At 38.1% G+C, this 22,206-nt stretch carries 31 protein-coding genes, 1 pseudogene and 1 riboswitch; of the genes and pseudogenes, 27 read left to right on the top strand and 5 right to left on the bottom strand.

Going from position 1 to position 22,206, the window contains the following annotated elements; all coding sequences use genetic code 11:
* Positions 1-239 (top strand): transposase (locus tag AS180_RS17105; RefSeq protein ID WP_139109219.1); only part of this gene is annotated, 239 nt, incomplete at its 5' end.
* Positions 240-339: 100 nt separating this feature from the next.
* Here the strand turns inward: AS180_RS17105 and AS180_RS17100 are convergent.
* Positions 340-1,197, bottom strand: a complete 858-nt coding sequence (locus AS180_RS17100; RefSeq protein ID WP_035319866.1) for a polysaccharide deacetylase family protein — start codon at positions 1,195-1,197, stop codon at positions 340-342.
* Positions 1,198-1,408: 211 nt separating this feature from the next.
* On the opposite strand from AS180_RS17100, the gene AS180_RS17095 reads away from it, so the two are divergent.
* From AS180_RS17095 to rarD, 16 genes and pseudogenes are all read left to right on the top strand, one after another.
* The gene (locus tag AS180_RS17095) at positions 1,409-1,843 is read left to right on the top strand and encodes a BrxA/BrxB family bacilliredoxin (RefSeq protein WP_025907693.1); all 435 of its coding nucleotides are present in this window, start codon (positions 1,409-1,411) and stop codon (positions 1,841-1,843) included.
* Positions 1,844-1,955: 112 nt separating this feature from the next.
* On the top strand, positions 1,956-2,741 hold the full coding sequence (locus AS180_RS17090) for a class I SAM-dependent methyltransferase (RefSeq protein ID WP_025907694.1): 786 nt from the start codon (positions 1,956-1,958) through the stop codon (positions 2,739-2,741).
* Between the two features lie 192 nt (positions 2,742-2,933).
* Positions 2,934-3,536, top strand: a complete 603-nt coding sequence (locus AS180_RS17085; RefSeq protein ID WP_062687192.1) for a YpjP family protein — start codon at positions 2,934-2,936, stop codon at positions 3,534-3,536.
* 150 nt (positions 3,537-3,686) lie between these two features.
* Positions 3,687-4,403: an anthrax toxin lethal factor-related metalloendopeptidase gene (locus AS180_RS17080; RefSeq protein WP_025907696.1), complete on the top strand. Its 717-nt coding sequence runs from the start codon at positions 3,687-3,689 to the stop codon at positions 4,401-4,403.
* A gap of 120 nt (positions 4,404-4,523) precedes the next feature.
* Positions 4,524-4,838, top strand: coding sequence for a thioredoxin family protein (locus AS180_RS17075; RefSeq protein WP_025907697.1), 315 nt, complete (start codon positions 4,524-4,526; stop codon positions 4,836-4,838).
* 190 nt (positions 4,839-5,028) lie between these two features.
* Positions 5,029-5,493: pseudogene (locus AS180_RS17070) on the top strand (DinB family protein).
* Positions 5,494-5,695: 202 nt separating this feature from the next.
* Positions 5,696-5,877: riboswitch (cobalamin riboswitch) on the top strand.
* A gap of 162 nt (positions 5,878-6,039) precedes the next feature.
* Positions 6,040-6,981, top strand: coding sequence for an ABC transporter substrate-binding protein (locus AS180_RS17065; RefSeq protein ID WP_025907698.1), 942 nt, complete (start codon positions 6,040-6,042; stop codon positions 6,979-6,981).
* A gap of 85 nt (positions 6,982-7,066) precedes the next feature.
* Positions 7,067-7,672: an adenosylcobinamide amidohydrolase gene (locus AS180_RS17060; protein WP_025907699.1), complete on the top strand. Its 606-nt coding sequence runs from the start codon at positions 7,067-7,069 to the stop codon at positions 7,670-7,672.
* A 5-nt stretch (positions 7,673-7,677) separates the two neighbouring features.
* Positions 7,678-8,661, top strand: a complete 984-nt coding sequence (gene cbiB, locus AS180_RS17055) for an adenosylcobinamide-phosphate synthase CbiB (protein WP_025907700.1) — start codon at positions 7,678-7,680, stop codon at positions 8,659-8,661.
* A complete protein-coding gene (gene cobD, locus AS180_RS17050; protein ID WP_061785035.1) occupies positions 8,636-9,718 on the top strand; it encodes a threonine-phosphate decarboxylase CobD in 1,083 nt (360 codons plus the stop codon). Before cbiB ends, cobD begins: the two co-directional genes overlap by 26 nt.
* On the top strand, positions 9,712-10,272 hold the full coding sequence (locus AS180_RS17045; RefSeq protein WP_025907702.1) for a bifunctional adenosylcobinamide kinase/adenosylcobinamide-phosphate guanylyltransferase: 561 nt from the start codon (positions 9,712-9,714) through the stop codon (positions 10,270-10,272). The genes cobD and AS180_RS17045 overlap by 7 nt, the downstream gene beginning before the upstream one ends.
* Positions 10,263-11,042: an adenosylcobinamide-GDP ribazoletransferase gene (locus AS180_RS17040; RefSeq protein WP_025907703.1), complete on the top strand. Its 780-nt coding sequence runs from the start codon at positions 10,263-10,265 to the stop codon at positions 11,040-11,042. Before AS180_RS17045 ends, AS180_RS17040 begins: the two co-directional genes overlap by 10 nt.
* Positions 11,000-11,614, top strand: coding sequence for a histidine phosphatase family protein (locus tag AS180_RS17035; RefSeq protein ID WP_035319883.1), 615 nt, complete (start codon positions 11,000-11,002; stop codon positions 11,612-11,614). Before AS180_RS17040 ends, AS180_RS17035 begins: the two co-directional genes overlap by 43 nt.
* Positions 11,566-11,994: a bifunctional adenosylcobinamide kinase/adenosylcobinamide-phosphate guanylyltransferase gene (locus AS180_RS17030; RefSeq protein ID WP_025907704.1), complete on the top strand. Its 429-nt coding sequence runs from the start codon at positions 11,566-11,568 to the stop codon at positions 11,992-11,994. The genes AS180_RS17035 and AS180_RS17030 overlap by 49 nt, the downstream gene beginning before the upstream one ends.
* A 4-nt stretch (positions 11,995-11,998) precedes the next feature.
* On the top strand, positions 11,999-12,571 hold the full coding sequence (locus AS180_RS17025) for a cob(I)yrinic acid a,c-diamide adenosyltransferase (RefSeq protein ID WP_025907705.1): 573 nt from the start codon (positions 11,999-12,001) through the stop codon (positions 12,569-12,571).
* Positions 12,572-12,708: 137 nt separating this feature from the next.
* Positions 12,709-13,653 carry an EamA family transporter RarD gene (gene rarD / locus AS180_RS17020; protein ID WP_025907706.1) on the top strand — a complete coding sequence of 315 codons (945 nt, stop codon included), beginning with the start codon at positions 12,709-12,711 and terminating at the stop codon, positions 13,651-13,653.
* A 97-nt stretch (positions 13,654-13,750) separates the two neighbouring features.
* Here rarD and AS180_RS17015 read toward each other — a convergent pair whose 3' ends face one another.
* Positions 13,751-14,077: a MerR family transcriptional regulator gene (locus tag AS180_RS17015; protein ID WP_025907707.1), complete on the bottom strand. Its 327-nt coding sequence runs from the start codon at positions 14,075-14,077 to the stop codon at positions 13,751-13,753.
* A 208-nt stretch (positions 14,078-14,285) separates the two neighbouring features.
* On the opposite strand from AS180_RS17015, the gene AS180_RS23285 reads away from it, so the two are divergent.
* The gene (locus tag AS180_RS23285) at positions 14,286-14,438 is read left to right on the top strand and encodes a hypothetical protein (RefSeq protein WP_167556146.1); all 153 of its coding nucleotides are present in this window, start codon (positions 14,286-14,288) and stop codon (positions 14,436-14,438) included.
* A gap of 58 nt (positions 14,439-14,496) precedes the next feature.
* On the opposite strand, the gene AS180_RS17010 is transcribed toward AS180_RS23285, so the two are convergent.
* Positions 14,497-15,417, bottom strand: a complete 921-nt coding sequence (locus AS180_RS17010) for a CobW family GTP-binding protein (RefSeq protein ID WP_035319869.1) — start codon at positions 15,415-15,417, stop codon at positions 14,497-14,499.
* A gap of 254 nt (positions 15,418-15,671) precedes the next feature.
* Between AS180_RS17010 and panE the strand changes: the two genes are divergently transcribed.
* Together panE and AS180_RS17000 are read left to right on the top strand one after the other, a co-directional pair.
* Complete coding sequence (panE, locus tag AS180_RS17005) at positions 15,672-16,607, top strand: 2-dehydropantoate 2-reductase (protein WP_025907709.1); 936 nt, start codon at positions 15,672-15,674, stop codon at positions 16,605-16,607.
* Positions 16,604-17,371 carry a GIY-YIG nuclease family protein gene (locus AS180_RS17000; protein ID WP_025907710.1) on the top strand — a complete coding sequence of 256 codons (768 nt, stop codon included), beginning with the start codon at positions 16,604-16,606 and terminating at the stop codon, positions 17,369-17,371. The genes panE and AS180_RS17000 overlap by 4 nt, the downstream gene beginning before the upstream one ends.
* Positions 17,372-17,415: 44 nt before the next feature.
* Here the strand turns inward: AS180_RS17000 and AS180_RS16995 are convergent, their stop codons facing one another.
* On the bottom strand, positions 17,416-17,712 hold the full coding sequence (locus AS180_RS16995) for a hypothetical protein (protein ID WP_225001639.1): 297 nt from the start codon (positions 17,710-17,712) through the stop codon (positions 17,416-17,418).
* Positions 17,713-17,966: 254 nt separating this feature from the next.
* Here AS180_RS16995 and AS180_RS16990 point away from each other — a divergent pair, with 254 nt between their 5' ends.
* The 4 genes from AS180_RS16990 to proC are packed head-to-tail and all read left to right on the top strand — an operon-like array spanning position 17,967 to position 20,761.
* Entirely contained in the window at positions 17,967-18,854 is an 888-nt protein-coding gene (locus AS180_RS16990; RefSeq protein WP_061785028.1) for a 5'-3' exonuclease, read from the top strand.
* 46 nt (positions 18,855-18,900) lie between these two features.
* Positions 18,901-19,248: a YojF family protein gene (locus AS180_RS16985; protein WP_025907713.1), complete on the top strand. Its 348-nt coding sequence runs from the start codon at positions 18,901-18,903 to the stop codon at positions 19,246-19,248.
* A gap of 15 nt (positions 19,249-19,263) precedes the next feature.
* A complete protein-coding gene (gene bshB2 / locus AS180_RS16980) occupies positions 19,264-19,929 on the top strand; it encodes a bacillithiol biosynthesis deacetylase BshB2 (RefSeq protein WP_062687191.1) in 666 nt (221 codons plus the stop codon).
* A gap of 1 nt (position 19,930) precedes the next feature.
* Positions 19,931-20,761, top strand: a complete 831-nt coding sequence (gene proC / locus AS180_RS16975) for a pyrroline-5-carboxylate reductase (protein WP_025907715.1) — start codon at positions 19,931-19,933, stop codon at positions 20,759-20,761.
* 21 nt (positions 20,762-20,782) lie between these two features.
* Here proC and AS180_RS16970 read toward each other — a convergent pair whose 3' ends face one another.
* Positions 20,783-21,178, bottom strand: a complete 396-nt coding sequence (locus tag AS180_RS16970) for a thiol-disulfide oxidoreductase DCC family protein (protein WP_025907716.1) — start codon at positions 21,176-21,178, stop codon at positions 20,783-20,785.
* A 156-nt stretch (positions 21,179-21,334) separates the two neighbouring features.
* Between AS180_RS16970 and AS180_RS16965 the strand changes: the two genes are divergently transcribed.
* The 3 genes from AS180_RS16965 (at position 21,335) to AS180_RS22765 (ending at position 22,183) form a co-directional block, all read left to right on the top strand.
* On the top strand, positions 21,335-21,616 hold the full coding sequence (locus tag AS180_RS16965) for a hypothetical protein (RefSeq protein WP_139109218.1): 282 nt from the start codon (positions 21,335-21,337) through the stop codon (positions 21,614-21,616).
* 35 nt (positions 21,617-21,651) lie between these two features.
* Positions 21,652-21,900 carry an anti-sigma factor gene (locus tag AS180_RS16960; RefSeq protein WP_051567048.1) on the top strand — a complete coding sequence of 83 codons (249 nt, stop codon included), beginning with the start codon at positions 21,652-21,654 and terminating at the stop codon, positions 21,898-21,900.
* A 121-nt stretch (positions 21,901-22,021) separates the two neighbouring features.
* Positions 22,022-22,183: a hypothetical protein gene (locus tag AS180_RS22765; RefSeq protein WP_156413469.1), complete on the top strand. Its 162-nt coding sequence runs from the start codon at positions 22,022-22,024 to the stop codon at positions 22,181-22,183.
* The last annotated feature ends 23 nt before the right edge of the window (positions 22,184-22,206 follow it).

Below are 22,206 nucleotides of genomic sequence, written 5' to 3'. Positions count from 1 at the left end.
ACGAAAGGTGGGAACAACAAAAGAAAAGCATTCAACAGCTGCTTTCAGAAGAAAAAACGGGTAAAATCTACGGAAAACGTAAGATTGACGTAGAACCAGTTTTTGGATATCTGAAGGCTAATTTGCGTTTCACTCGAATGTCCGTAAGAGGCAAAGAGAACGTGAAAAACGAATTAGGGTTTGCGTTCATGGCGGTGAATGTACGAAAGTACATCGCCTCCAGCGTAAAATGTGCATAGACCAATCAAACAGATCAACAAAAAAGGGTTCTCATCATCAAAATACGATGATGAGAACCCTTTTTCATTATTTTTGGCTAGTTATGTCCCAGCCTCTTTTTTATGTGTGAAAAGGAAACTGCAATGGTTTCATTGTATTATTAATCGTCATAGATTGATAATGATTAGAATGTAAATAGGTTAATATAGTTGGCAAAGACTGTGCCGTAAAAGGCTTATCGTGAAATAAGATAACCGGTGTTTGTTCGCTTGCATTCACATGTTCAATGTGTGGCTCAATGGATTGAATGATTTTTGGCGCAGAGCGTAGCGCCCAATCCTCACTGTCAATATTCCAGTCCCACAGCTGGTAACGAGAAGTCAGCTGTGTTCTATGCGGTTCCTTTAAGTACGGCACGCTACCAAAAGGTACGCGGATGAGCTTGCTATCAACGCCAGTCACGTCCTTAAGAGCTTTTAAGCACGTTGTCATTTCGTTTAAAGCAGCGCCATCTTGCCCGTACATCTGATGAATATCATGTGAAACTCCATGACATCCGACGCTATGCCCTTCAGCAACAATGCGCTTAGCGATGTCAGGATATCGGTCAATTTGATTCTTTAATAAAAAGAACGTTGCTTTGACGTTGTAGTCTCTTAGAGTATCTAAGATTTTTGGAGTATCATTGTTAGGTCCGTCATCAAACGTAATAAAAATTGGTTTAGTAAGCGGTTCGTTGCGATCGTTTAGCGTATTTGCTAAATACGCGCTGTGATGTAATGTGTTTAACGTCTTGCCTGCATAGTTTACACCGTTTTCTTTTTGTGGCATTGGTGTGTAAGCCAAGGGTTCTTTTGCTGCTGCACTCATTGTTTGTGCATTCGTATACTTGCCAATTGCCACCAATAAAAGAAAAATGAGTAGTACTAAGCTAATTCCAATGTAAAATTGTTTTGATTTCTGTAAAGCCGGTTTCAATTGAAAAAATCCTTTCTATGTATAAACTTCTACCTATAACTATAGTATAAAAAATGGAAGAATAATAGTAAAATACGGCAAAAATTGAACGAATTTTAGTAATTGCTGTTTCTTCTCAATTTATGTGGTACTGAACCGAGCTCTAGCTAGATTTTTCCTGGCATTTGTAGTATGATGTGTGGATGAAATTATTGTAAGGAGGAAGATTACGATGTCAATGGCATATGAAGAATATATGCGTCAGCTTGTTAAGCCGATGCGTGAAGAGTTAACTCGTGCTGGGTATAAAGAGCTTACAACAGAAGAAGCGGTAACAGAATTTATGGAAAATGCAGAGGGTACAACGTTTGTTGTTGTGAATTCCGTATGCGGATGCGCTGCTGGGTTAGCTCGCCCTGCGGCAACACAAGCATTTTTACATGCTGAAAATAAACCGAATCAAGCGGTTACTGTATTTGCTGGCCAAGACAAAGAAGCAACAGCAAAGATGAGAGAATATTTTGGTGATATTGAACCATCTTCTCCATCAATGGCTCTATTAAAAGGAAAAGAAGTTGTTCACTTCATTCCACGTCACGAAATTGAAGGTCAATCATTAGAAGCCATTTTTGAAAATATTTTAGACGGTTTTAACAAGCACTGCTAATTTATAGCGTGCTACGAAGTAGGTGAATAATGTAAGACGCGAAAAGGATGTCTTCAGGCATCCTTTTTCTTCTGCGTAAATAATGTAGCTTAGGTGGAAAGGAGTAAAATCAATGATTGTAACGACAGCTGGGAGAACGGATGAAGAGATGATTAGATTTGCTAAAAGCGTAGCAAATGATTTGCACATTCCATACGTTGCTCGAGCAAAAACATCTGTGAAAACGTTGCAGAAAAAAGAAAAATCAGATCTTTTAGTTGTTGGAAAAGAGAGAATGGAACTACATATCCAAGAAGCAGAAGAACCATTTTTCTTCCATCCAAACTCAGCGATGTTTCGGGCAAAGCGGTTATTAAAAGGTGAACAAGACCCGTTTATTCAAGCCGCAAAATTAACAACTGGTATGAGCGTATTAGACTGCACGCTAGGACTTGCTTCCGATAGTATTATTGCCAGCCTTGCCGTCGGAGAAAGCGGGCTAGTAAAGGGATTAGAAGGAAATCGTTTTATGGCGTATTTATTAAAGCAAGGCTTAAAAACGTGGAAAAGTGGTATTCGTGAAATAGATGAAGCGATGAACAGAATCTCTGTCGTGCACCAAACATTCGAAACATATCTTCATTGCTGTGAAGATAATTCATTTGATATTGTCTATTTTGATCCCATGTTTGAAGCAAACCTTGCTGACTCTAACGGAATTCAAGGGTTAAAGCAACTTGCTTTATACACACCGCTAACGGAGCAAGTTATGACGCAGGCAAAGCGAGTTGCAAGGAAGCGTGTTGTGCTTAAAGATCATTACAAAAGCACGCGTTTTCATGAGCATCAATTTCATGTGTATAAGCGTAAAACCGCCGCTTTTCATTACGGTGTTATTGAGATAAAGGAAGGTAGATAAAATAAAAATATGGTTTGTATTCACTATAAAAGAGGTAGAGGGAAACTAAAAGCAGTATAAAAAAATTTTTAAACTATATTTTTTAAGTAAGAAAAAAGTTTTTAAAAAAAGGTGAAAAAAATTGAAATATGATACAATACACACTATATTAAAAATAGTTGAATGAAAGAAGAATTGAAAGGATCGATAAAGATGCCTAGATGGTTGAAAAGAATGCTCGTTGTATTAATTACGGTATTTACATTTGGGCTTGTCACGCCACCTGAGTATTTATACGTTGATGACGCGAAAGCCGACAAGCAGCATAAATCAGGCTATATACGTGATGTTGTGCCTTCCACAACCACGTTTGAAGATGCTGAGCTTCCCTCTATCCACTTTAAGTTTGAAGATGTTGATTCATTTGTTGCATATGCAATGGACCAAGCAGAGAAACAGTCCGTTGAAAAGTTTGGAACGAAAATTGGCCCTGTTATTGAAGAGGAGTTTCGAGGGGCTGTCCTACCAGAGATTGAAAAAGTCCTTACTGATATTGGCACAGAAAGAGAACAAGATATTACAAACCTAGAGATAAGTGAGCATCCAGCTTCGGGTTACGGAGAGAAAATTTTTCACGTTTATGATCTGCAGTCTGGGCAAGATTTAATTCGCTTTCATGTGCGGCGAGAGAACCCTCCAAAAGATGGGTATTGGTTTAACTTCCATTATCATAAAGCAGAAGATAATTTTCAAAAACACTATACGTTAGGGGAAATTTATTGGAACCGTAATATGCCTCCAAAATGGATGTCGTAATCAGGTTCAGTGACTAAAACTAGATTTTGATAAATCTAGTTTTTTTATTTATCTCTGCTGATAGGTTGTATGAGAAGAGTAGATGCCAAGATTTGCTTGGGAGTCTCCCTAGCTTTATGTGATAGCATAAAGCTAGGGGAGGAACAGCAGGTGAAAAAGAGAATCTTATTTGTTTGCATGTTATTGCTTGGCATGGGTCCAGCAATAACGTATTCTTCGTTTGAAAGAAATTATACGCTATTAAAAAATGTGGATATTGGAATGGAAACAAGCAACCAATCATACATTTCTCGCTATCTAAATGAAATAGTTTACATCCCAAAAGACAACTATAACGAACAAGAAGTAATGACTAGCTTGCACTATATTAGTCGCATACCGTCCCCGCTCTTAAAAGAAATGGCTCAAAAAGAAATTAATATAAAGTTGTTTAATGGCCAGCTAACCGATGAGCCAGGTTTTTTATTTTTAAAAGGAAAAGTACCAAGAGGCTATGAGCTTTCGAGTAAAGTGTGGGACGACGTCCCTGGGGCGGGAGGTTCAAAAACGGTTTACGTAAAAATTGGTCACAGCAAAAAAGGGCAAGGGCACGGTTCGGTCAATCTAGAGCTTCACGAGATTGCTCACACGGTTGATCGTCATATTTTACACAACCTCCGTCATAAAGAGAAATTTTTAACGGTTTGGAACGAAGAGAAACAAATATTATTTCCAAATCAACATTACTTTTTAAACTACCCAGAAGAATACTTTGCTGAAGTATTTGCAATGTATTATGCAAATTCGTTTACGCGTACTTATTTGAAAGAAAATGCTCCGAAAACAGCTCGTTACTTAGAAGAAGTGATTGGTGGACGGAACTTTTAAGGTGCCAAGCAAGTAATATGATAAATCGAAATGAATTCGTTATAATAGAAATGAGTGATTTGACAAAGATTGTTAAACACGAACATAATTGTATGAAGTTTGGTATTGGAGGATTTAGTAATGAAAAAGATTACAGAGGAAAAGCAGTTTCATGAACAAATCAAAAGAGAAGAGCTAAGCGTTGGTATCTTCACAACAACATGGTGTCCAGACTGTAAACGCCTTGATATGTTTATTGGTGAAATTATTGAAGAAAACCAAGATAAAGCTTGGTTTGAAGTGGATAAAGATGAGTTTGAAGAACTTTCTGCAGCAAACAATGTAATGGGAATTCCGTCTCTTCTTGTTTATAAAAATGGTGAGAAAATTGCACATCTTCATAGTGCAAATGCAAAAACACCTGAAGCAGTGCGTGAGTTTTTAAGTTCAATCTAAGTTGATTAGCTACTTGTTTACATAAGCAAGTAGCTTTTTTGTATAGAGTTTTGCTAAACGTCCCGCTCTTATTTTTTAAGAGTCTTTCTTGTCTTTAAACACTTTATTAGATAAAAACAAGCTTGTAGAACACGAACGTACGTTTTATAATTTAAATGTGGGAATACATGGTAATATGGAGGGGTTTTGAATGTACATAACAGGAGAAGATTTTATTAAAGAGTGGAACCGCGAAGCCATGCTAACTCAAAAAGTTTATACAGAAGGTCGTACTCTAGGAAGAATTGTGTGGCACTTTACAACAAATATTCCAGACTATTTGGCTCATTTTGGGTTGGAGATAGATTAGCTAGCAAATGCTGAACATGTACCCTCTTCCGCTAAAGAGATTGCTGGAGTTTTCAATAGAATTAGCTTACAAGCAGCGAAAGCTATTAACCAGCAGTGGATAGATGAAGCGTTAAAAGAAGTTCAAACAGCCTTTGGTCGACAAGAGACGAATGCTCAAATTTTAATGGGATTAATCAAACATATTATTCATCACCGTGGACAAGTTACGGTACTTATGCGTCAAGCTGGAATTGAACCTTTTGGTGTATACGGTCCCACCAAAGAAGGATGGGTTGGTGTAGGCGTGGAAAACCCTCCTGTTTAAAAGTAATTAGGCTATAAAAAAAGAGTCTTTTCACAGACTCCAAAGACTTACCCCTAAATTTTCAGCCTATCATAATGATACAATAGCAAAAATGTTTATATCTTACTATTACTTTGCTAGAACTTCTGACCTAAAATGTATGAAAGTTATGTCGATTTTCTATTTCCATTTTGAATGGAGTGCGTTATACTAAGACAGGTGAATAATCGTGAAGCAATAAGGTCTCAATTTTAACATTGAGTGAAAAGGGAAGTTTGGTGCAAGTCCAACGCGGTCCCGCCACTGTAAACGTTAGATGTCTAAAGATGCCACTGTTTGAAAAGTGGGAAGGCTTAGTACATCATATACGTAAGTCAGGAGACCTGCCTTATTGTCAACTGTGAAACCTTCGAGGAGAGGGGAAGCAGGGTATTTGACGTACATAAACAATGCGAAAGTCATTCGCATCATTTAACGTTACCTGCTTTACTTTCGATTGAAAGTAAAGTTTTTTTATGTGTGCTGAGCGACTTCATAACCGATACATAATTAGGAGGGGTTACCAAAATGAAAAAGTGGTTATTATCTGTTATTGTTGCGATGTTCCTTGTTGTTCTTGCAGCGTGTGGGGCAACTGATGAAGGAAGCAAACAAACAGAGCAAACAAAGCAATCAAAAGAGCAAGCTGTTACGGTTAAAGATGCAAGAGGAGAAGAAGTAACGGTTGAACAAGCACCCAAGAAAATTGTTTCTCTTATGCCAAGTAACACGGAAATCCTCTATGAGTTAGGTCTTGAAAAAGAATTAATCGGAGTAACAAGCAACGATGATTATCCTGCAAGCGTGAAAGAAAAAGAGCAGGTAGGAGATATGAATATCAACGCAGAAAAAGTTATTGCATTAAATCCAGACCTTGTGTTAGCTCATGGTTCAAGCATAGGAATGTCGGATGAAGTTTTTAAGCAAATTGAAAGTGCTGGTATTCCATTATTTGTTGTAAATGATGCAACTGATTTCAATACTGTGTATGAAACGATTGGGAACATCGGAAAACTAACGAACAAAACAGATGAAGCAAATAAAACAGTAAAAGAAATGAAAGCTGCTGTTTCAGAAATTGAAGAAAAAGCGAAAGAAATTAAAGACGAAGATCGTAAGAAAGTATGGGTAGAGGTTTCACCTGCGCCTGAGATTTATACAACTGGTAAAGGTACGTTTATGGATGAAATGATTAAAATAATCGGAGCAGAAAACGTAGCTGGAAATGAAGAGGGATGGGTAAAACTTTCGGAAGAGAAAGTGGTTGAGCTAAATCCAGATACAATCGTTACAACATATGATGGTGACGCCAACGAAATCAAAAATCGTCCAGCATGGAGCGATATTACAGCTGTAAAAGAAAATCAAATCGTAAACGTTGATTCTAATAAAACAAATCGACCTGGACCACGAATTGTAGAAGGGTTAGAAGAGTTCGCGAAAGCCGTATATCCTGAGGTGTATAATTAATCGAGAAAAGGACCATATTCCAATTCAAAAAGGAATTGGTCCTTTTTTATCGTTACGTCTTGAGCAGGATGATGAATTATTAACGATGAAAACAAGTATACCGTTTAAAGCGTACAGTTCAGGCGTACTAGGAGATGGTATGCTTGAGACTAACGTTTTTTATAATCGTTTTGTACACAAATACTACCGTGCTGATTCACCTGCTGAAGAATATAGAGCATTTTTAAAAGAAAAAGGCTTCGTTTATGATAAAGTAGTAGGGTTGATGACGGCTGTTTATTTACGGAACAAATCGGTTTATACATATTGTAAAGATGGTCTTACAGTCTCATCTATTATTACTGCCGGAGTTGGTAATGCCGTTGATTTGACGTCTGATGATATTACTCCATTTTCTTCAGGGCCTGGAACGATTAATATGTTCATATTTATTGACGGGAAATTAACGGATGCTGCGTTTTTACAGCTGTTTATCGCAGCAACGGAAGTGAAAACGCGAATGCTTTACGAGCTGGGAGTGCAAGATTCGAACACAGAGACGCTTGCGACAGGAACATCTACTGATAGCATTTGTATTGCCGCAAGCCAAACCGGTAGCATGTATGAGTACGGTGGGTCCATGACGGCTCTGGGACAAGCGGTAGGAAAGCTCGTTAAGCTAAGTTTACTTGAAACCATTCAAAAAAGGTGATGTGTATGGACTTTCAACAATTAATTGTAGCGCATTTGCTAGCTATCTCAATGGCGCTTGTATTAGATGCCATTATCGGAGATCCTGTAAATTGGCCACATCCCGTCAGGTGGTTTGGACGCTGGATTTCTTTCATTGATAAGCGTTTAAACCAAGGTAAGTTTCAACGAATGAACGGTCTGTTCCTTGTATTAAGCATGGTAGTATGGTGTTTTGTACTACCTCTAGCTCTTCTAATCGCTCTATATGAAATTTCCTACTGGATTGGAATTATAGTCGAAGGCATAATGATTGCTACCACAATTTCAACAAAATCTTTGGGGGAAGCTGCCTATAAAGTAGCGCTGCCTTTACAAAAAGGTGACTTACAGGAAGCGCGCTTTCAAGTGGGCATGATTGTGGGAAGAGATACCGATCAGCTTGACGAAAGCGAAATTGCCAGAGCGACAGTTGAAACAGTGGCGGAAAACACAAGTGATGGCATTACAGCTCCTTTATTTTTTGCTTTTGTATTAGGCGGAGCAGGCGCTTTTTTTTATCGAAGTATTAATACGTGTGATTCAATGGTGGGCTATAAAAATCCTATGTATGAAAAGTTTGGATACTTTAGTGCGAAATTAGATGACTGGTTGAATTTTATCCCTAGTCGGCTGACAGCGTTTATTATGGTTATTAGTAACGTAATGCACAGTGAATTTACAGCAAAGCATGTGTTTAGCATAATTAAAAGGGATGCACCTAAACACCCGAGCCCAAACAGCGGCTATGGTGAAAGTGCTGTTGCCGCTTTGCTTGGCATTCAGCTAGGAGGTCGCAACACATACAAAGGAATTGTTTCAAATCGTGCGAAAATGGGAGATCCTCTTTATTCTTTAAATGTTAGTCATATTTTTAAAACAGTCCAAGTGATGAAGCGGACCGTTTGGTGTACTTGGTTTTTTTATCTGATAGGAGGGATACTGATTGGCATTACCTACACATGGAGCTAACCCCGCAATTTTTCTAGAGGCGATAGGCCAAAATGCAGAACGTTCATTCATTGATTTTAGCGTGAATACAAACCCTTTAGGAGCACCGAATATCATTAATGAAAATTGGGATGAACTTAGAGAAATCGCTTTTTCTTATCCTGATCCTGATGTGAAAAAGCTAACGGGCCTCATTGCTACTTACCATAAGCTTACTTCTAATGAAGTCTTAGTAACAAACGGTGCAGCAGAAGCCTTCTTTTTGCTTGCTTCCATATTTTCAAACGAAAAGGTAGGGATTTTACAGCCTACTTTTATTGAATATGAACAGGCGAGTTTAGCTCATGGCTGTGAAATCATTCATATTTCTCTGGAAGAAACAGATAATTGGAATTGGAATATGTCGGAAATAAAACAAAAGCTTCCAATCTTAAAAGTCATATGGATTTGTCATCCCAACAACCCTACCGGACGAATGTATGACATAAATGAGTGGGAAGAGCTAATTGACTTAGCTCATCGTGAGAAGACTTATCTAGTTGTTGATGAAGCGTTTATTGATTTTGTAAAGGGAGCTTTCTCGTTTGATCGATGGATTCAAAAGTATCCATATCTAATCATTGTTCGCTCTATGACAAAAATGTTCAATATTGCAGGGGTAAGGTTAGGGTATGTTTTAGCTCATCAAGGCATCATTACTAAGTTGATGCAAAAGCAGCCACCTTGGAGTGTGAATGGTATGGCGCAGCAAATTGGCCGGTGGTGCTTATCTGAAGCGGAGTTCGTGAATAAGACGGTCGAGTATATTGATACAGAAAGAAAGCGAGTGACAAACGAGTTACAAAAGCTAGGGTTTACCATATCTCAGTCGGCAACTAACTACTATTTATGCAGTATTCCAGAGAGTTACACTTCAGCTGGATGGCTGTCATTTTTAGCACAAGAAGGAATTGTAGCAAGACACACGGAGAATTTCCTAGGTTTAAACGGTCGTTATGTTCGATTAGCAGTCAAAACACAAGCAGAGAATGATCAGCTTATTAGCGTATTGAAAAAAGGGGTCGGGTTGTCATGTTAGTATTTGTAACCGGAGGTGTTCGCAGCGGAAAGTCAGCAGCGGCAGAGGCATTTGTTCAAAAGCTAATGACCAATCGTGCCGTCTATCTAGCGACTAGCCGCGTCACTGATCATGAAATGCAAGAGCGAATTTCGCTGCACCAACAGCAACGAAATGATTCTAACTTGTCATGGTCTACTCTTGAAGTTCCAAAAGATCTATCTGGTATCTATTCATCGATTCAAGAAACGGATGTCATTTTGCTAGATTGTGCTACAAATTGGCTGGCAAACGAGCTTTTTACCAAGGAAGAAAAGTGGCAATCTCATTTGAAAGCAAACGAACTATTCAACAAAATGGTAGGAGTAATTCATCAATTGAATGAGCGATGTCAGCATCTTATCATTGTATCAAACGAGTTGTTTGAAGAGAGCGTCCTAAAGGGACCTACGTTTACATATATGAAGTTATTGGGGCGAATTCATCAGGAGATTGTGAATCAAGCAGACTTGGCGATTTGTGTAGAAGCGGGTATTTCCTGCTACTATAAGGGAGATGAAACAGCATGGCAGTAAAAGAGTGGATGGTCATCGCGCGCTTAGCACTGCAGTTTTTTACAATCTTGCCAACAGCAAAAACAATTCAATGGACGGAAAAGCGCACGGCCAAAGCACTTTATTTTCTACCATGGATTGGCGCTTGTATAGGAGCAGTTAGCTATGGGCTATTTTTAGGTCTAGAATGGTTAGGGGTTAGCACTGTCACGACGGCTATTTTGCTTATGCTAGCTGGTGGGATACTCACAGGAGGCTTACACTTAGATGGATGGATAGATGTGAGCGATGCTTATTTTTCACATCAACCAAGAGAAAAAAAGCTTGTGATTTTAAGTGATCCTAACGTAGGTGCATTTGCAGTTCTGTCAATTCTAGCTCTATTAGCTCTGCGTTTTAGCGGAATAAATGAGCTGATTAACATTGAATCAATTAATTTAGTTACGTTCATGAGCGTATTTGTATTGCCTCGTATTGTAGCAGGGTGGATTTTGCTTTGGGATCAGCCCGCTAAAGAAACAGGGTTAGCTTCTTATTTTCAAAAAGGCTCAACTGAAAGACAAAAGTGGATCTATGCTGCAATGAGCATACTAATGATTGCAGGTCTTGTCTATTTAATGGAAAATAAAGCTGTAGTTTTAATTGGTGCTATCACTGTTTTTATATGGATTAAATTTTATCGCGCTCAGTTTGGAGGCATTACGGGAGATGTCATTGGAGCAACGATTGAAGGAGGGGAAACCCTTGTATGGTTGAGTATGTGGATATGCTATTTATTCGGCACGGTTTAACAGAACCTAATAAGCTGCGCCAGTACATCGGATGGAGCAATCCGTCGTTAAGTAGTGAAGGAATTGCAATGTTAAAAGCGTCGGATGTGGTGCCGGACTTAGTTGTTGGAAGTGATTTGAATCGTACAAGAGAAACGAGCGCAATATTATTTCCCAATCAGCCATATACTGTCTTTGAAGATTGGCGTGAACTTTCATTTGGCGATTGGGAAGAGCGTACATATGAGCAGTTAAAAAATGATTCCGCATATCGAAAGTGGATTGATGCGCCTTTTGAAGAGCAACCGCCCAACGGGGAAAGTTTTGAAGCCTTCTCTAGTCGAATTTGGAAAGCTTGGGATCGAACCGTTGATTTGATGCTGCAGCAAAAGGCTAGTTTAACAGCGGTTGTCACTCACGGTGGACCTCTTCGCTTCATTACTTCTTATTTTCTAGAACAGTCTTCATTTTGGGATCATTCTTTTTCGTATGGAGAAGGAATACGACTGCGTTTCAAAAAGGATGATATAAAGGAGAGAAAGCCATGCATTTCGTATTCGGTGGTGCGTTCAATGGGAAGCGAAAATGGGTAAAGAAACAGTATGAGAACCAAATTACAGAGTGGCATAGTGCTTATGAAGACTTTATAAAAATGCCTACACTCGTAAAAGGAGATCAATACATAGTTATAGAAGGAATGGAGCTATACATTAAAGAATTAATTGATAGCGGTAAAACTGTTGAAGAAGTGTGTTGCTATTTCAAAGAACAATTACAAGCATGGCGAGCTGAGAACCTGCTAGAAAATGTAATTGTTATTGGAACAGAAATTGGAAAAGGGATTGTTCCAATGAGCCAAAATGATCGCAGTTGGCGTGATGCATGTGGCTATGTTTATCAAATGCTTGTAGCAGAAGCGGAAACAGTTGACCGCATCTGGTATGGAATTTCGAATCGGATAAAGGAGGAATAAGGGAATGAATATCTATACAAAAACAGGAGACAAAGGGCAAACAAGTTTAATAGGAGGTCGTGTAAATAAAGACGACATTCGAGTGGAAGCTTACGGGACAATTGATGAGTTAAATAGCTATGTAGGTCAAGCAATTACTCAGTTAAATGATAGGGTATTTAATGAATTAAAAGAAGAGCTTGTGACAATTCAGCACGAGCTATTTGATTGTGGAAGTGATTTAGCTTTTGCGAGAGATGATCACCCTTATAAAGTTGAAGCAAGTATGATTGAAGTATTAGAACGAAGAATTGATGAATATATGAAAGAAGCACCTGAGCTTGAGCGGTTTATTTTGCCAGGAGGTACGCAAGCAGCAGCAACACTTCATGTGTGCCGCACCGTGACAAGAAGAGCCGAAAGATTGGTTGTTGGGGTTCAGCGAGAGTTTAAAATTAACGATGCGGTCCTTCAATATTTAAATCGTTTATCCGATTACTTCTTTGCAGCTGCGCGCATCGCCAACTCACGAGAAAATGTACAAGATGTTGAGTATATTCGCAGTGCGAAAGTATTTAAAAAAGGAAAGAAAAAATAAATAAAAAAGTGTGGATATTTTTTATCCACACTTTTTTATTTGTAAAATATTCGAAACCTGAAATAAATGTCTGTAAAAAATCAGCGGTTGCCTCTATAATAAAAGCAGTGTAAAGAAAGAGAAAAGAGGTTAGGAGAATGAATAAAGGTACATTGAAACAACCTTATCAAGCCGGCCTAGTATATACGGCTAGTGCGTATGTGATGTGGGGAGTGTTTCCTTTATATTGGAAGCTGGTAGATAACGTTCCTGCAGACGAAATTTTAGCCCATCGCGTGATTTGGTCGTTTTTATTCATGCTACTATTGCTGTGCATAACACGGCAGCTTGGTAGTCTTAAAGAAACCATTGGGTATTTATTTCGTCATCCAAAAAAAACGCTTATTTTATTTTCGGCGTCCTTATTAATTAGTCTTAATTGGTTTATTTATATTTGGGCTGTCAATAATGAAAGGATTATTGAAACCAGCCTTGGTTATTATATCAATCCTCTTGTGAGCGTGCTGTTAGGTATTGTTGTTTTAAAAGAAAAGCTGAATTTCTGGCAGGTTATCTCAGTAGGTTTAGCCGCTATTGGCGTGCTGTTTTTAACACTTCACTATGGAGAGTTTCCTTGGGTATCGTTAGGGCTTGCTTTTAGCTTCGGTATATACGGGCTTGTGAAAAAGACCATTCAGCTAGAAGCTAAAGTTGGTTTGACTCTCGAAACATTTATGGTCACACCAATTGCACTTGTGTACTTTATTGTGCTATATGCCAAAGGGGATTCTAGCTTTGTAGTTGGCAATCCGACAACAAGCTTACTGCTGATTGGAGGAGGCGTTGCGACGGCCATGCCGCTTTTATATTTTGCAAAAGGTGCACCTTTAATCCCTCTATCTATGGTTGGATTTTTACAGTATATTGCACCGACGATGACCTTACTTTTAGGTGTTTTTGTTTATCATGAAGCATTCTCTAGTGTTCATATGATTGCCTTTTTATTTATTTGGGGCGGATCGGTTATCTTTGCATTATCAAAAACAAAGTTCATGGTCGCTCATCAACCCAAGATTCGCAAGAGCCGTTCGGTAGGTTTGTAATATAAAGTTCAACATCTGTATGCTGGATGTTGAACTTTTTTTGTGAGAAAAATGAAAGGAGACGGTAGTATTAGGAATGAACACCACCGTATGTATATTATAGCTTGCGTTGAAAGTGAGCGTTTAACTGCCCACGTAGCATTTGATTTTTAACTTCTTTCATTTTTCGTTCTTCATCTTTTTTTGCTAGCTCAGTTCGAATTTCGCTTGTTTGTACCCCTTCTTCAATGCGATCTGCGATTTCCATTAACCGTTCTACGTCTGAAAAGGAATACTTTCGAATTCCTGTATTTGTACGCTCTGGAAACAATAAGCTGCGCTTTTCGTAATAGCGAATCTGTCTTTCAGATAGTCCCGTCAATTCCTTCACGATGCCAATTGACATAACCTTTTTGTCACGATAAGATGCTTCATTTGTGGACAATCTCCCTCACCCCTGAGTGTATGATAATTATGTTATATCCTTATTATAAAGGAAAAAAATACAAAAAAGTTATAACATGTTATATATTCTAACATAATTATGTGATATTTTTTAGATAAATGTGAGGAAAAATAACAAAGATGATGAAATTAGGAAATGATTCTTATAAAATAGAACAGAAAAAGTTACTAAGAAAGGAATAAAAAAGATGAGCGACAACGAAGTGATAAAGAAACAAGTTATAAAACTTGCTACAGAAATTATTGAGCTGGATTTAAAAAGAGATGAAAAGTTTGAAGAATTAACCGTTTTAGCAGGTAACCATGCTTATGAAATTCTCAGGAGAGTCCAAAATGGATAGTAAGGGGTAGTAATCCCCGTACGATAAAAAAACTCCCGCTTTGGCGGGAGTTTTGTGTTTAGACTTGATCTAAAGTTGTAAGCTCTTTTTTTAACTGTTCATGACGAAGATTTTCTCCGATGATGACAAGATTAGTTGGCATTTTCAACAGCTCTTTCATATATAAAGGCATTCCATACGAGTACTGAAATGAATACGTATCAGTAGAGTGAGTAAAGCGTAAATAACCTTTCATTCGATAAATTGTATCTGGCGTATGACGTAGCCAATCTTCAAATTTTTCAAGGTCAACTGAATTTTTAAATTCATAAACAAATGTTTTTAAGTGTAACTGTTTTTCAACATGAGCTTGCTGGTGCGCTTGTTTCTCTGAAAGCTTCGCACTTGTTAAAAGTTTCAACTGAATAGAAGAATAACTTGTGAATACGCAAGCTGCTTGTGGGTTAATTGATTGAACTTCATACAGTAGCGCTGCTTTAGCTGATTCAGATAATGTGTCAGCTTTGTTCAATAGTATGACATCTGCATGTCGAATTTGTTCTTGGAGTAGCTTTTGCAATTGAATACTTAAGCTGCCTCTGTCTTGCCATCTGTGAACGTCTACCGTTGTCACGATACACTTTACAACGACATCGTTAGCAAAGAGGGGAGACATGCAGGCGTCTAGTACTTCAATTGGATGTGCTACACCTGTCGTTTCAATGTAAATGGCATCTAACTTATTTTCTTGTAGAAGCGAATGGAGCTGCGTTTCAAACTGTCCTTGAATGGTGCAGCAAACGCATCCGTTTAGTAATTCTTTAAGCGGCGTGTCTTCTTCTACTTCATCGGAGTCGATAGAGACTTTGCCAAGTTCATTCATAATAACGGCGATTTGACGGCCGTTTTCTTTTTCTTGCTTTAATGCATTTTTTAACAATGATGTTTTTCCGCTTCCTAAAAAGCCGGATAAGATATAAATTTCAGTTTTGTTTATCATTTTTCTAACTCCTGTATAAAATCGAAATGATTATGATTTATGATTATATACCATACACTATGTTTGCATTTTTGTATATATCTATCTAGGTAATACATTAAAAGCATGCTTACTCTACTATATAAATGGTATCACAAACGAAAATAAATTGGAAAAAGCGAAAAGATAAAATGAATATTCTCAATTTTAAAACGCTATTATGCTAAAATAGAATAATAGATAGCAAGTGTATAGAGGGAAAGGGAGATGCTTTCATGCGAATTTTAGTATTAGGAGCTGGTGGAGTAGGGGGCTATTTCGGTGGGCGCCTTGCTGAAAAAGGAGAAGATGTTACATTTTTAGTTCGAAGTCAAAGAAAAAAACAGCTTGAAAAAAGTGGATTAGTCATTAAAAGCATACATGGTGATTATTCATTTTCTCCAAAGTTAATCACAGCAACCAGTGAGGGAGTACATCCCTTTGACTGCGTTTTATTTTCGACAAAAGCATATCATCTGGATCAAGCAATAGCTGATGTAAAACCGTTTGTAGGAAGTGATACTACTGTCATTCCACTGTTAAATGGAATTGATCATCTGTCTACGTTGCAAAGAGCTTTCGGAGAGGATAATGTAATAGGTGGTCTTTGTTTTATCGAAACGACATTGAACGCAGATGGGGAGATTATTCAAACAAGCCCTGCACATCGAGTCGTTTATGGAGAATTTAATGGTGAAAAAACAAATCGAATCGAGCGCTTAGAAACTGCATTTAGCTATACAAAAACTTCATTTGTGCTAAGCGATTGTATTGAACAAGAGATGTGGCATAAGTATCTATTTATTACAACCCTTTCTGGAGTTACTACCTTGATGCGTTCACCAATTGGGCCTATTCGTGATGTAGAAGGAGGTAGAACGTTTATTCAATCTCTTCTTCAAGAAGTGTATGAAATCATGGTAAGAGAAGGTGCTCCGGTTAGCGATGGAATTGTACAGCAGCATATGAAAACAATGGAATCGATGACTTATACTATGAAATCATCCATGCAACGAGACATTGAGAAGGGGTATATGACTGAAGCGGAACATCTTCAAGGGTACCTCCTACGGTTAGCACAAAAATATGATGTGAAATCAGACATTTTACATATTGTCTATCAACATTTAAAGGTATATGAGAAAGTTCAAAAAGGGACTGATAACCAGTGAGCTTGACAATTGATTTTGCAAAATTAGATGTGATAAAGTCTCTTGTTCCAGTTCAGCAGGTACAAAGCCTTTCCTCAAAAAAGGGTCTATATTTTCTCTTTGATACGGAAAAGGAACTTGTCTATATTGGTAGTACAATGAATTCATTAAAACAAAGGGTGTTTGCACATCTTAAAAGCGGTGATTTTCAAGAAAACCAGCCTATTGCGTTTATTGGCTGGTTGGAGATAGAAGGTTCAAAAGAAACGATCGAAGCGCTTAAAACGATGCTCATTAATGCGTATTTCCCTATCTATAATCAATATGGCATTAAGTATAAGCATAAGCGGCCTCTAAGAGCTGAGCATACTAATTGTCAGGTAGAGGTTAAAAAAGCTGCAGAGCCTGCTACATCCAAAGTGAAAAAAGTTGTTGGAAATAAGCGCTTTACTTCGGCTAGTGTAAAAGAAATAGCAAATGGAGATGAAGCGAAGAGGTTATGGTCTCGGAGTGAGGCTCGGGCAATACTTCATTTATCAGACGCTGAGATTATCACTTTAAGTGAGAGACTGTTGACGGAACAATATTTCTTTCAACGTGACATGAAAAAGAATCTTATATTTACGCTAAAAGATTTGGTTGTCATGCAGGTTTTATTAAATATTACTCAGCACCACGTCGTGAAGAAGAGAGAAATGAAAGAGGCTATTCGTTTAGTCCAAAAATTTGGATTGATTGAAGCGCTTAGAATTTCTGAGCGCTTAATTACGAAAGTAAATATGTAGACGACAAAACCAAGCTGTATTCTATTACAGCTTGGTTTTAATACTTAAGCAATTTCGTCAATAACCCGTGGGAGGGCAATAATGGAAAGTATACATAAAGAGCTAACTACGTGATGCATTTCAAAGATAGCAATAATGAAAAACATAATGGACATGTATAGCTGCAATCCCTTTAATCCCCACGATCTTTGCGCAAGAAAGAAGTCACTTAACACGAATAAGAAAAAAATAAGCGAACTGCATACTATGATGACCGTACTTGACATCGTATGGTTATAAGCACTAATAAGCAATAGTGTAATAAGTAATAAAACGGCCGTTGTTTTTAACAATTTTATCATCATTTTCACCTTCAATACAAAGTGATCTGTGTTTTTATTTTATAGCATAGTCAATAAATCGGAAAGTCAAACACCATAAGTATAACAACAATTTAACACCTTTATAATGTATTTACAAAAAGTTGTCTTCTAAAACTAGCTCTTAGGCTGTTAAATTGACGATTAACAAGCATAATGCTATAGTATGTTTTCAAAAAATCCAGCTAATCCAGCAATGTGGAACGTTGTTAAATAAGTAAAAAGGACGTGTTTGTTTGAGCGAAAAATTATTATTAATTGACGGCTTTAATTTGCTGAGCCGATGCTACTTTGCTACATCATATGGGCGAGAAGAAGCTGATTTACCTCGCAATAGCAAAGGTTTATTTACAAATGCGCTGCGTGTAGTTGTTCAAAAGATGAATAATTTAATTAAGCAATATGAGCCAACGCACATCGTTGTCGCATGGGATGTAAAGCGTAACGAGACAAAACGCAAACAAGCATATAGTTTTTATAAAGAAACGAGAAATGATTTACCAGTATCATTAATTCAACAGTATGAAACGCTGCGTACTTTCTTTCAAACTGTAGGAATTCCTCAGCTCTCAGTTGAACTATATGAAGCAGATGATGTTATTGGTGCCTTTTCGTTAAAATGGACAAAACAAAAACAGTCTCCAGCATATATTTACAGCAATGATCGCGATTTGTTTCAGCTGTTAAATGAGCATGTATCGCAAATTGTGGCGAAGCCAAAAATTGGTGATGTTTTGTATACAGCTACGGACTTTAAATCTGAATATGGCATATCTCCCACTCAGTGGGTAGATGTAAAAGCTTTGTTAGGTGATAAGTCAGATAATATTCCAGGTGTTCCTGGTGTGGGTGAAAAAGCTGCATTACCTCTTATACAACAATATGGTTCAATTGAAGGAATTTATGCACAGGTTGACGATTTAGATGTAACTTTTAATCGATATAAGAAAAAACTAAAGAGCGGCCAAGAATTAGCTGAATTGAGCCTAGAGCTTGTAAAGATTGATACGGATATTGAAGCGGTTAATCTGACCGAGTGGCCTCAACTAAAATTTGAGCGAAATTTATCACTGTGGGAAGTAGAAATAAACCGGCTAGAACTAAACATTATGCTTCAAACGTAATTTTTAGTAAAATAAAAAAGAGGAAAGCTTGAAAGGAGTAAAAACGTTGCAACCAATTGATAAAGAAAGCGTACAAGCAAAATTAGAAACTTTTTTTCATAAAGATATATATGTTCATCTTGAAACAACAAATGGAGCGTATGCGTCTCATATAAATGCAAAGGCAATGAACGTAGGAGCATTTATCCGCAATGGGAAAGTGAACGTATCAGGCGGCAAAATTACAGGTGAAGGGCCATATCGAGTAGGACTTCAAATTGATTTAGGCTGGATCTATGCGGAAGGCTTAACAGATTGGGAAGTTGATGACCATAACAGATTACTATTAGCGGGCCATGATTCGGATGGTCGTCTAGCCGTTGCGTTTCAATTAAGTGAAAAACCGTTTGAGTAAGAAAGGAGAATTATTGTGCAAGAACGATTATTAATTGTATTTCCACACCCAGACGATGAAGCGTTTGGAGCAGCTGGAGTGATTACGCTAGCAAGGCAAAAAGAAACACCGGTTACATATGCTTGCATTACGTTAGGTGAAATGGGACGAAATATGGGAAGACCGTTGTTTGCTAACAGAGAAACGCTTCCTAAGATTCGTAAAAAAGAACTTCAGGATTTAGCTGAAGTCCTTGATATTCAAGACTTACGTATGATGGGTTTACGTGATAAAACATTGGAGTTTTTAGATATTGAAGATTTTGCCGATCGTCTTGAATCTATTATTCAAGAGGTAAAGCCAACTCATATCATTACTCACTATCCAGGCTTTGCGGTTCACCCTGACCATAACGCAACTGGAGCAGCTACGCTTCATGCGGTAAAGAGAATGCCAAAAGAAGAGCGCCCGATCGTTTGGTGTCATGCCTTCTCACATGATCGCATCGAGCATATTGGTAATCCCGACGTTGTTATCGATGTATCGAGTGTAAAAGCAAAGAAGATTGAGGCATTAAAGGCGCACCGTTCACAAACAGAAGCGATGTTTGACGGCGTGGAGGTTGATGCTTTGTTATCCAACCCGCAGATTGAAAGAATGCTTCTACGAGAAGAATTCTGGACGTATAAATGGGACGACTAAGATGACAAATCAAAAGGTATTATTTATTGGAGCAGGGCGAATGGCAGAAGCTATTGCGGCTGGGTTAATTCATACGAATGCTTCTATGAATGAACGTATCGTGATGACAAATCAACGCGATAAAAAACGTTTAGCAGAGCTTAAAGAAAAGTATGTTGTGGACGTGACGCAAGATTGGGAAGCAGAAGTTAAAAATGCTACAACTATTGTTTTAGCAATGCCTCCTGAGGTACATGACGAAGTTCTTGAAAAACTCTCTAAGCTTGTAACCAATCAGTTTGTCATTACAGTAGCAGCGGGAATTGGGCCTAGTTATTTAGAAGAGAGGTTGCCAGCTCATACAGCGGTTGCTTGGATCATGCCAAATACAGCCGCTACAATAGGTGAGTCAATATCGCTGTATGCCGTTGGAAGCTCACTGAGTGAAAGTCATAAACAAGCGTTAACAGTTATTTTAAATAGCATAGGATCCTCTCAGCTTTGCACAGAAGATGAAGTGAGATATCTTACCGCTATTACAGGGAGTGCTCCTGCGTTTGTCGCTTATTTCTCAGAAGCATTAATTGATTCAGCTATGAGCTACGGAGTGTCTAAAGAACTTGCCCAAAAGCTTGTTGTGCAGATGATGTCAGGTTCGGCTAATTTGATTAAACATGCAGCAAACCCATCAGCTGTAAGGAAGCAGGTAACAACGCCTGGAGGTGCGACAGCAGAGGGTTTAAAAGTGATGGAGCAGCATCGTTTTAAAGAAATGATTCATCGAGCTGTAGACGCTACCAATTCAAAGGCTAATGGAAGCATTAAAGGTGTAAAGAGAGAACGTCTAATATGACGTTCTTTTTTTTGCGAAGAATTAATCAATAAATCGCTTTTTCATATCTGGTGTTGGAATCATGCACTCACTCTGTTTTCCAAACCATTTATAGCGGTTTTTAGCAATGATTTTATAAAAAAAGTTGCGAAGAGGTTTTGGAATGATAATGAAAATAGAAGCAAATTTCCAAGGTGCTTTTAGATGGTTAGCAATTTTTAAAGCAGCAGTGGATTCAGTGTAAAGCTTATTGCCGTCAATATAAACGACGCTATCAAGCTGATTGCTTGATAAGTTAAACTCCCCTAATAAATGAGCGGCAGCTTCTGATTGTAGGGATGCAAATGAAAATAAAGCATGCTGATCGTGCTTAATAATGAATTGAACGCTGTGGTTACAAAGGTTGCACACACCATCAAATAAAATAATTTTTCTCACGTCTAAAAAGCCTCCTGCTCAGGTATCATTTAACCTATTTATACTTGTGTTTTAGCAAAAAGAAAGGTACGTTTAAAAGATGTAAGTAAAATGATCCAAAAAGATACGTTATTACGATTATATAATAAGGACTCAGATGAGTTAAAGGAGAAAGGTATGAAAGAACGCGTATTAGCAAATGTATTTCATGAAGATGAACGAGTGAGTGAACTATCGCATCATAAAGAAGAAATTAAGCAGAAGAATAAGATAAGGTCTACTAGCAGGTGGATGCCGTTATTAGCAGCGGGCTTATTTTTCTCATTAGTCGGAAATGGGTATCTACTGTTAAAGTCAGACAGTGAGCAGGAGGTAAGTGAGTCTCCGGAACTTTCTGAGACTGCGACTTCTATTCAAACGGTTACTTTACAGCCGACAAACCTGAAAAAGGAAAGGTAACAGCTTCTATTGTAGACGACAATGGAAAAGCAAACGTGGTCATTCAAGCAAGTCGCCTTCAACAACTTCAAAAAGATGAAGTCTATCAAGTCTGGCTTATTAAAGATGACAAGCCGGTTTCTGCAGGTGCGTTTGTAGCGGATGAACAAGGAAACGGAACAGTGATTTATAAAATGACAGAAGAGCAGCGGAAACAAAAGTGGGATACGATGGCAATTACTTTGGAGCCTAGTGCTAATAATAAATTACCACAAGGTGATATTGTGCTTAGCTCCGCATTATAATTAATAAAAAAGAGGCTGGGACATAAGTAATTCAGCCAATGATAAACCTGAACGATTGAGAGTTTCTCACTTTTAATCGTTCAGGTTTTTTGTTGATTGTGAAAACAATGTTGGAAACAGGGTGGAATGGAGCGTAGGACACTCGACTCCTGCGGGAAAGAGAGGGAAAACTGAGATCCCGCAGCGCAGCGAGGAAGCTCAGGTTCCTCCCCGCGGAAAGCGAGTGGCCGTAGCGCAATGGAACGAACGTGTTCAGACAAACCAAAAAGATTGGAACAGCTAGTGTTCGTCTCTTAGAAGCAATCA

The sequence above is a fragment of the Priestia veravalensis genome (assembly GCF_001457055.1).
GTDB classification, from domain to species: Bacteria; Bacillota; Bacilli; order Bacillales; family Bacillaceae_H; genus Priestia; species Priestia flexa.
The sequence above is the reverse complement of the archived record's forward strand: the minus strand, read 5'-3'. Positions and strand labels throughout refer to the sequence as shown.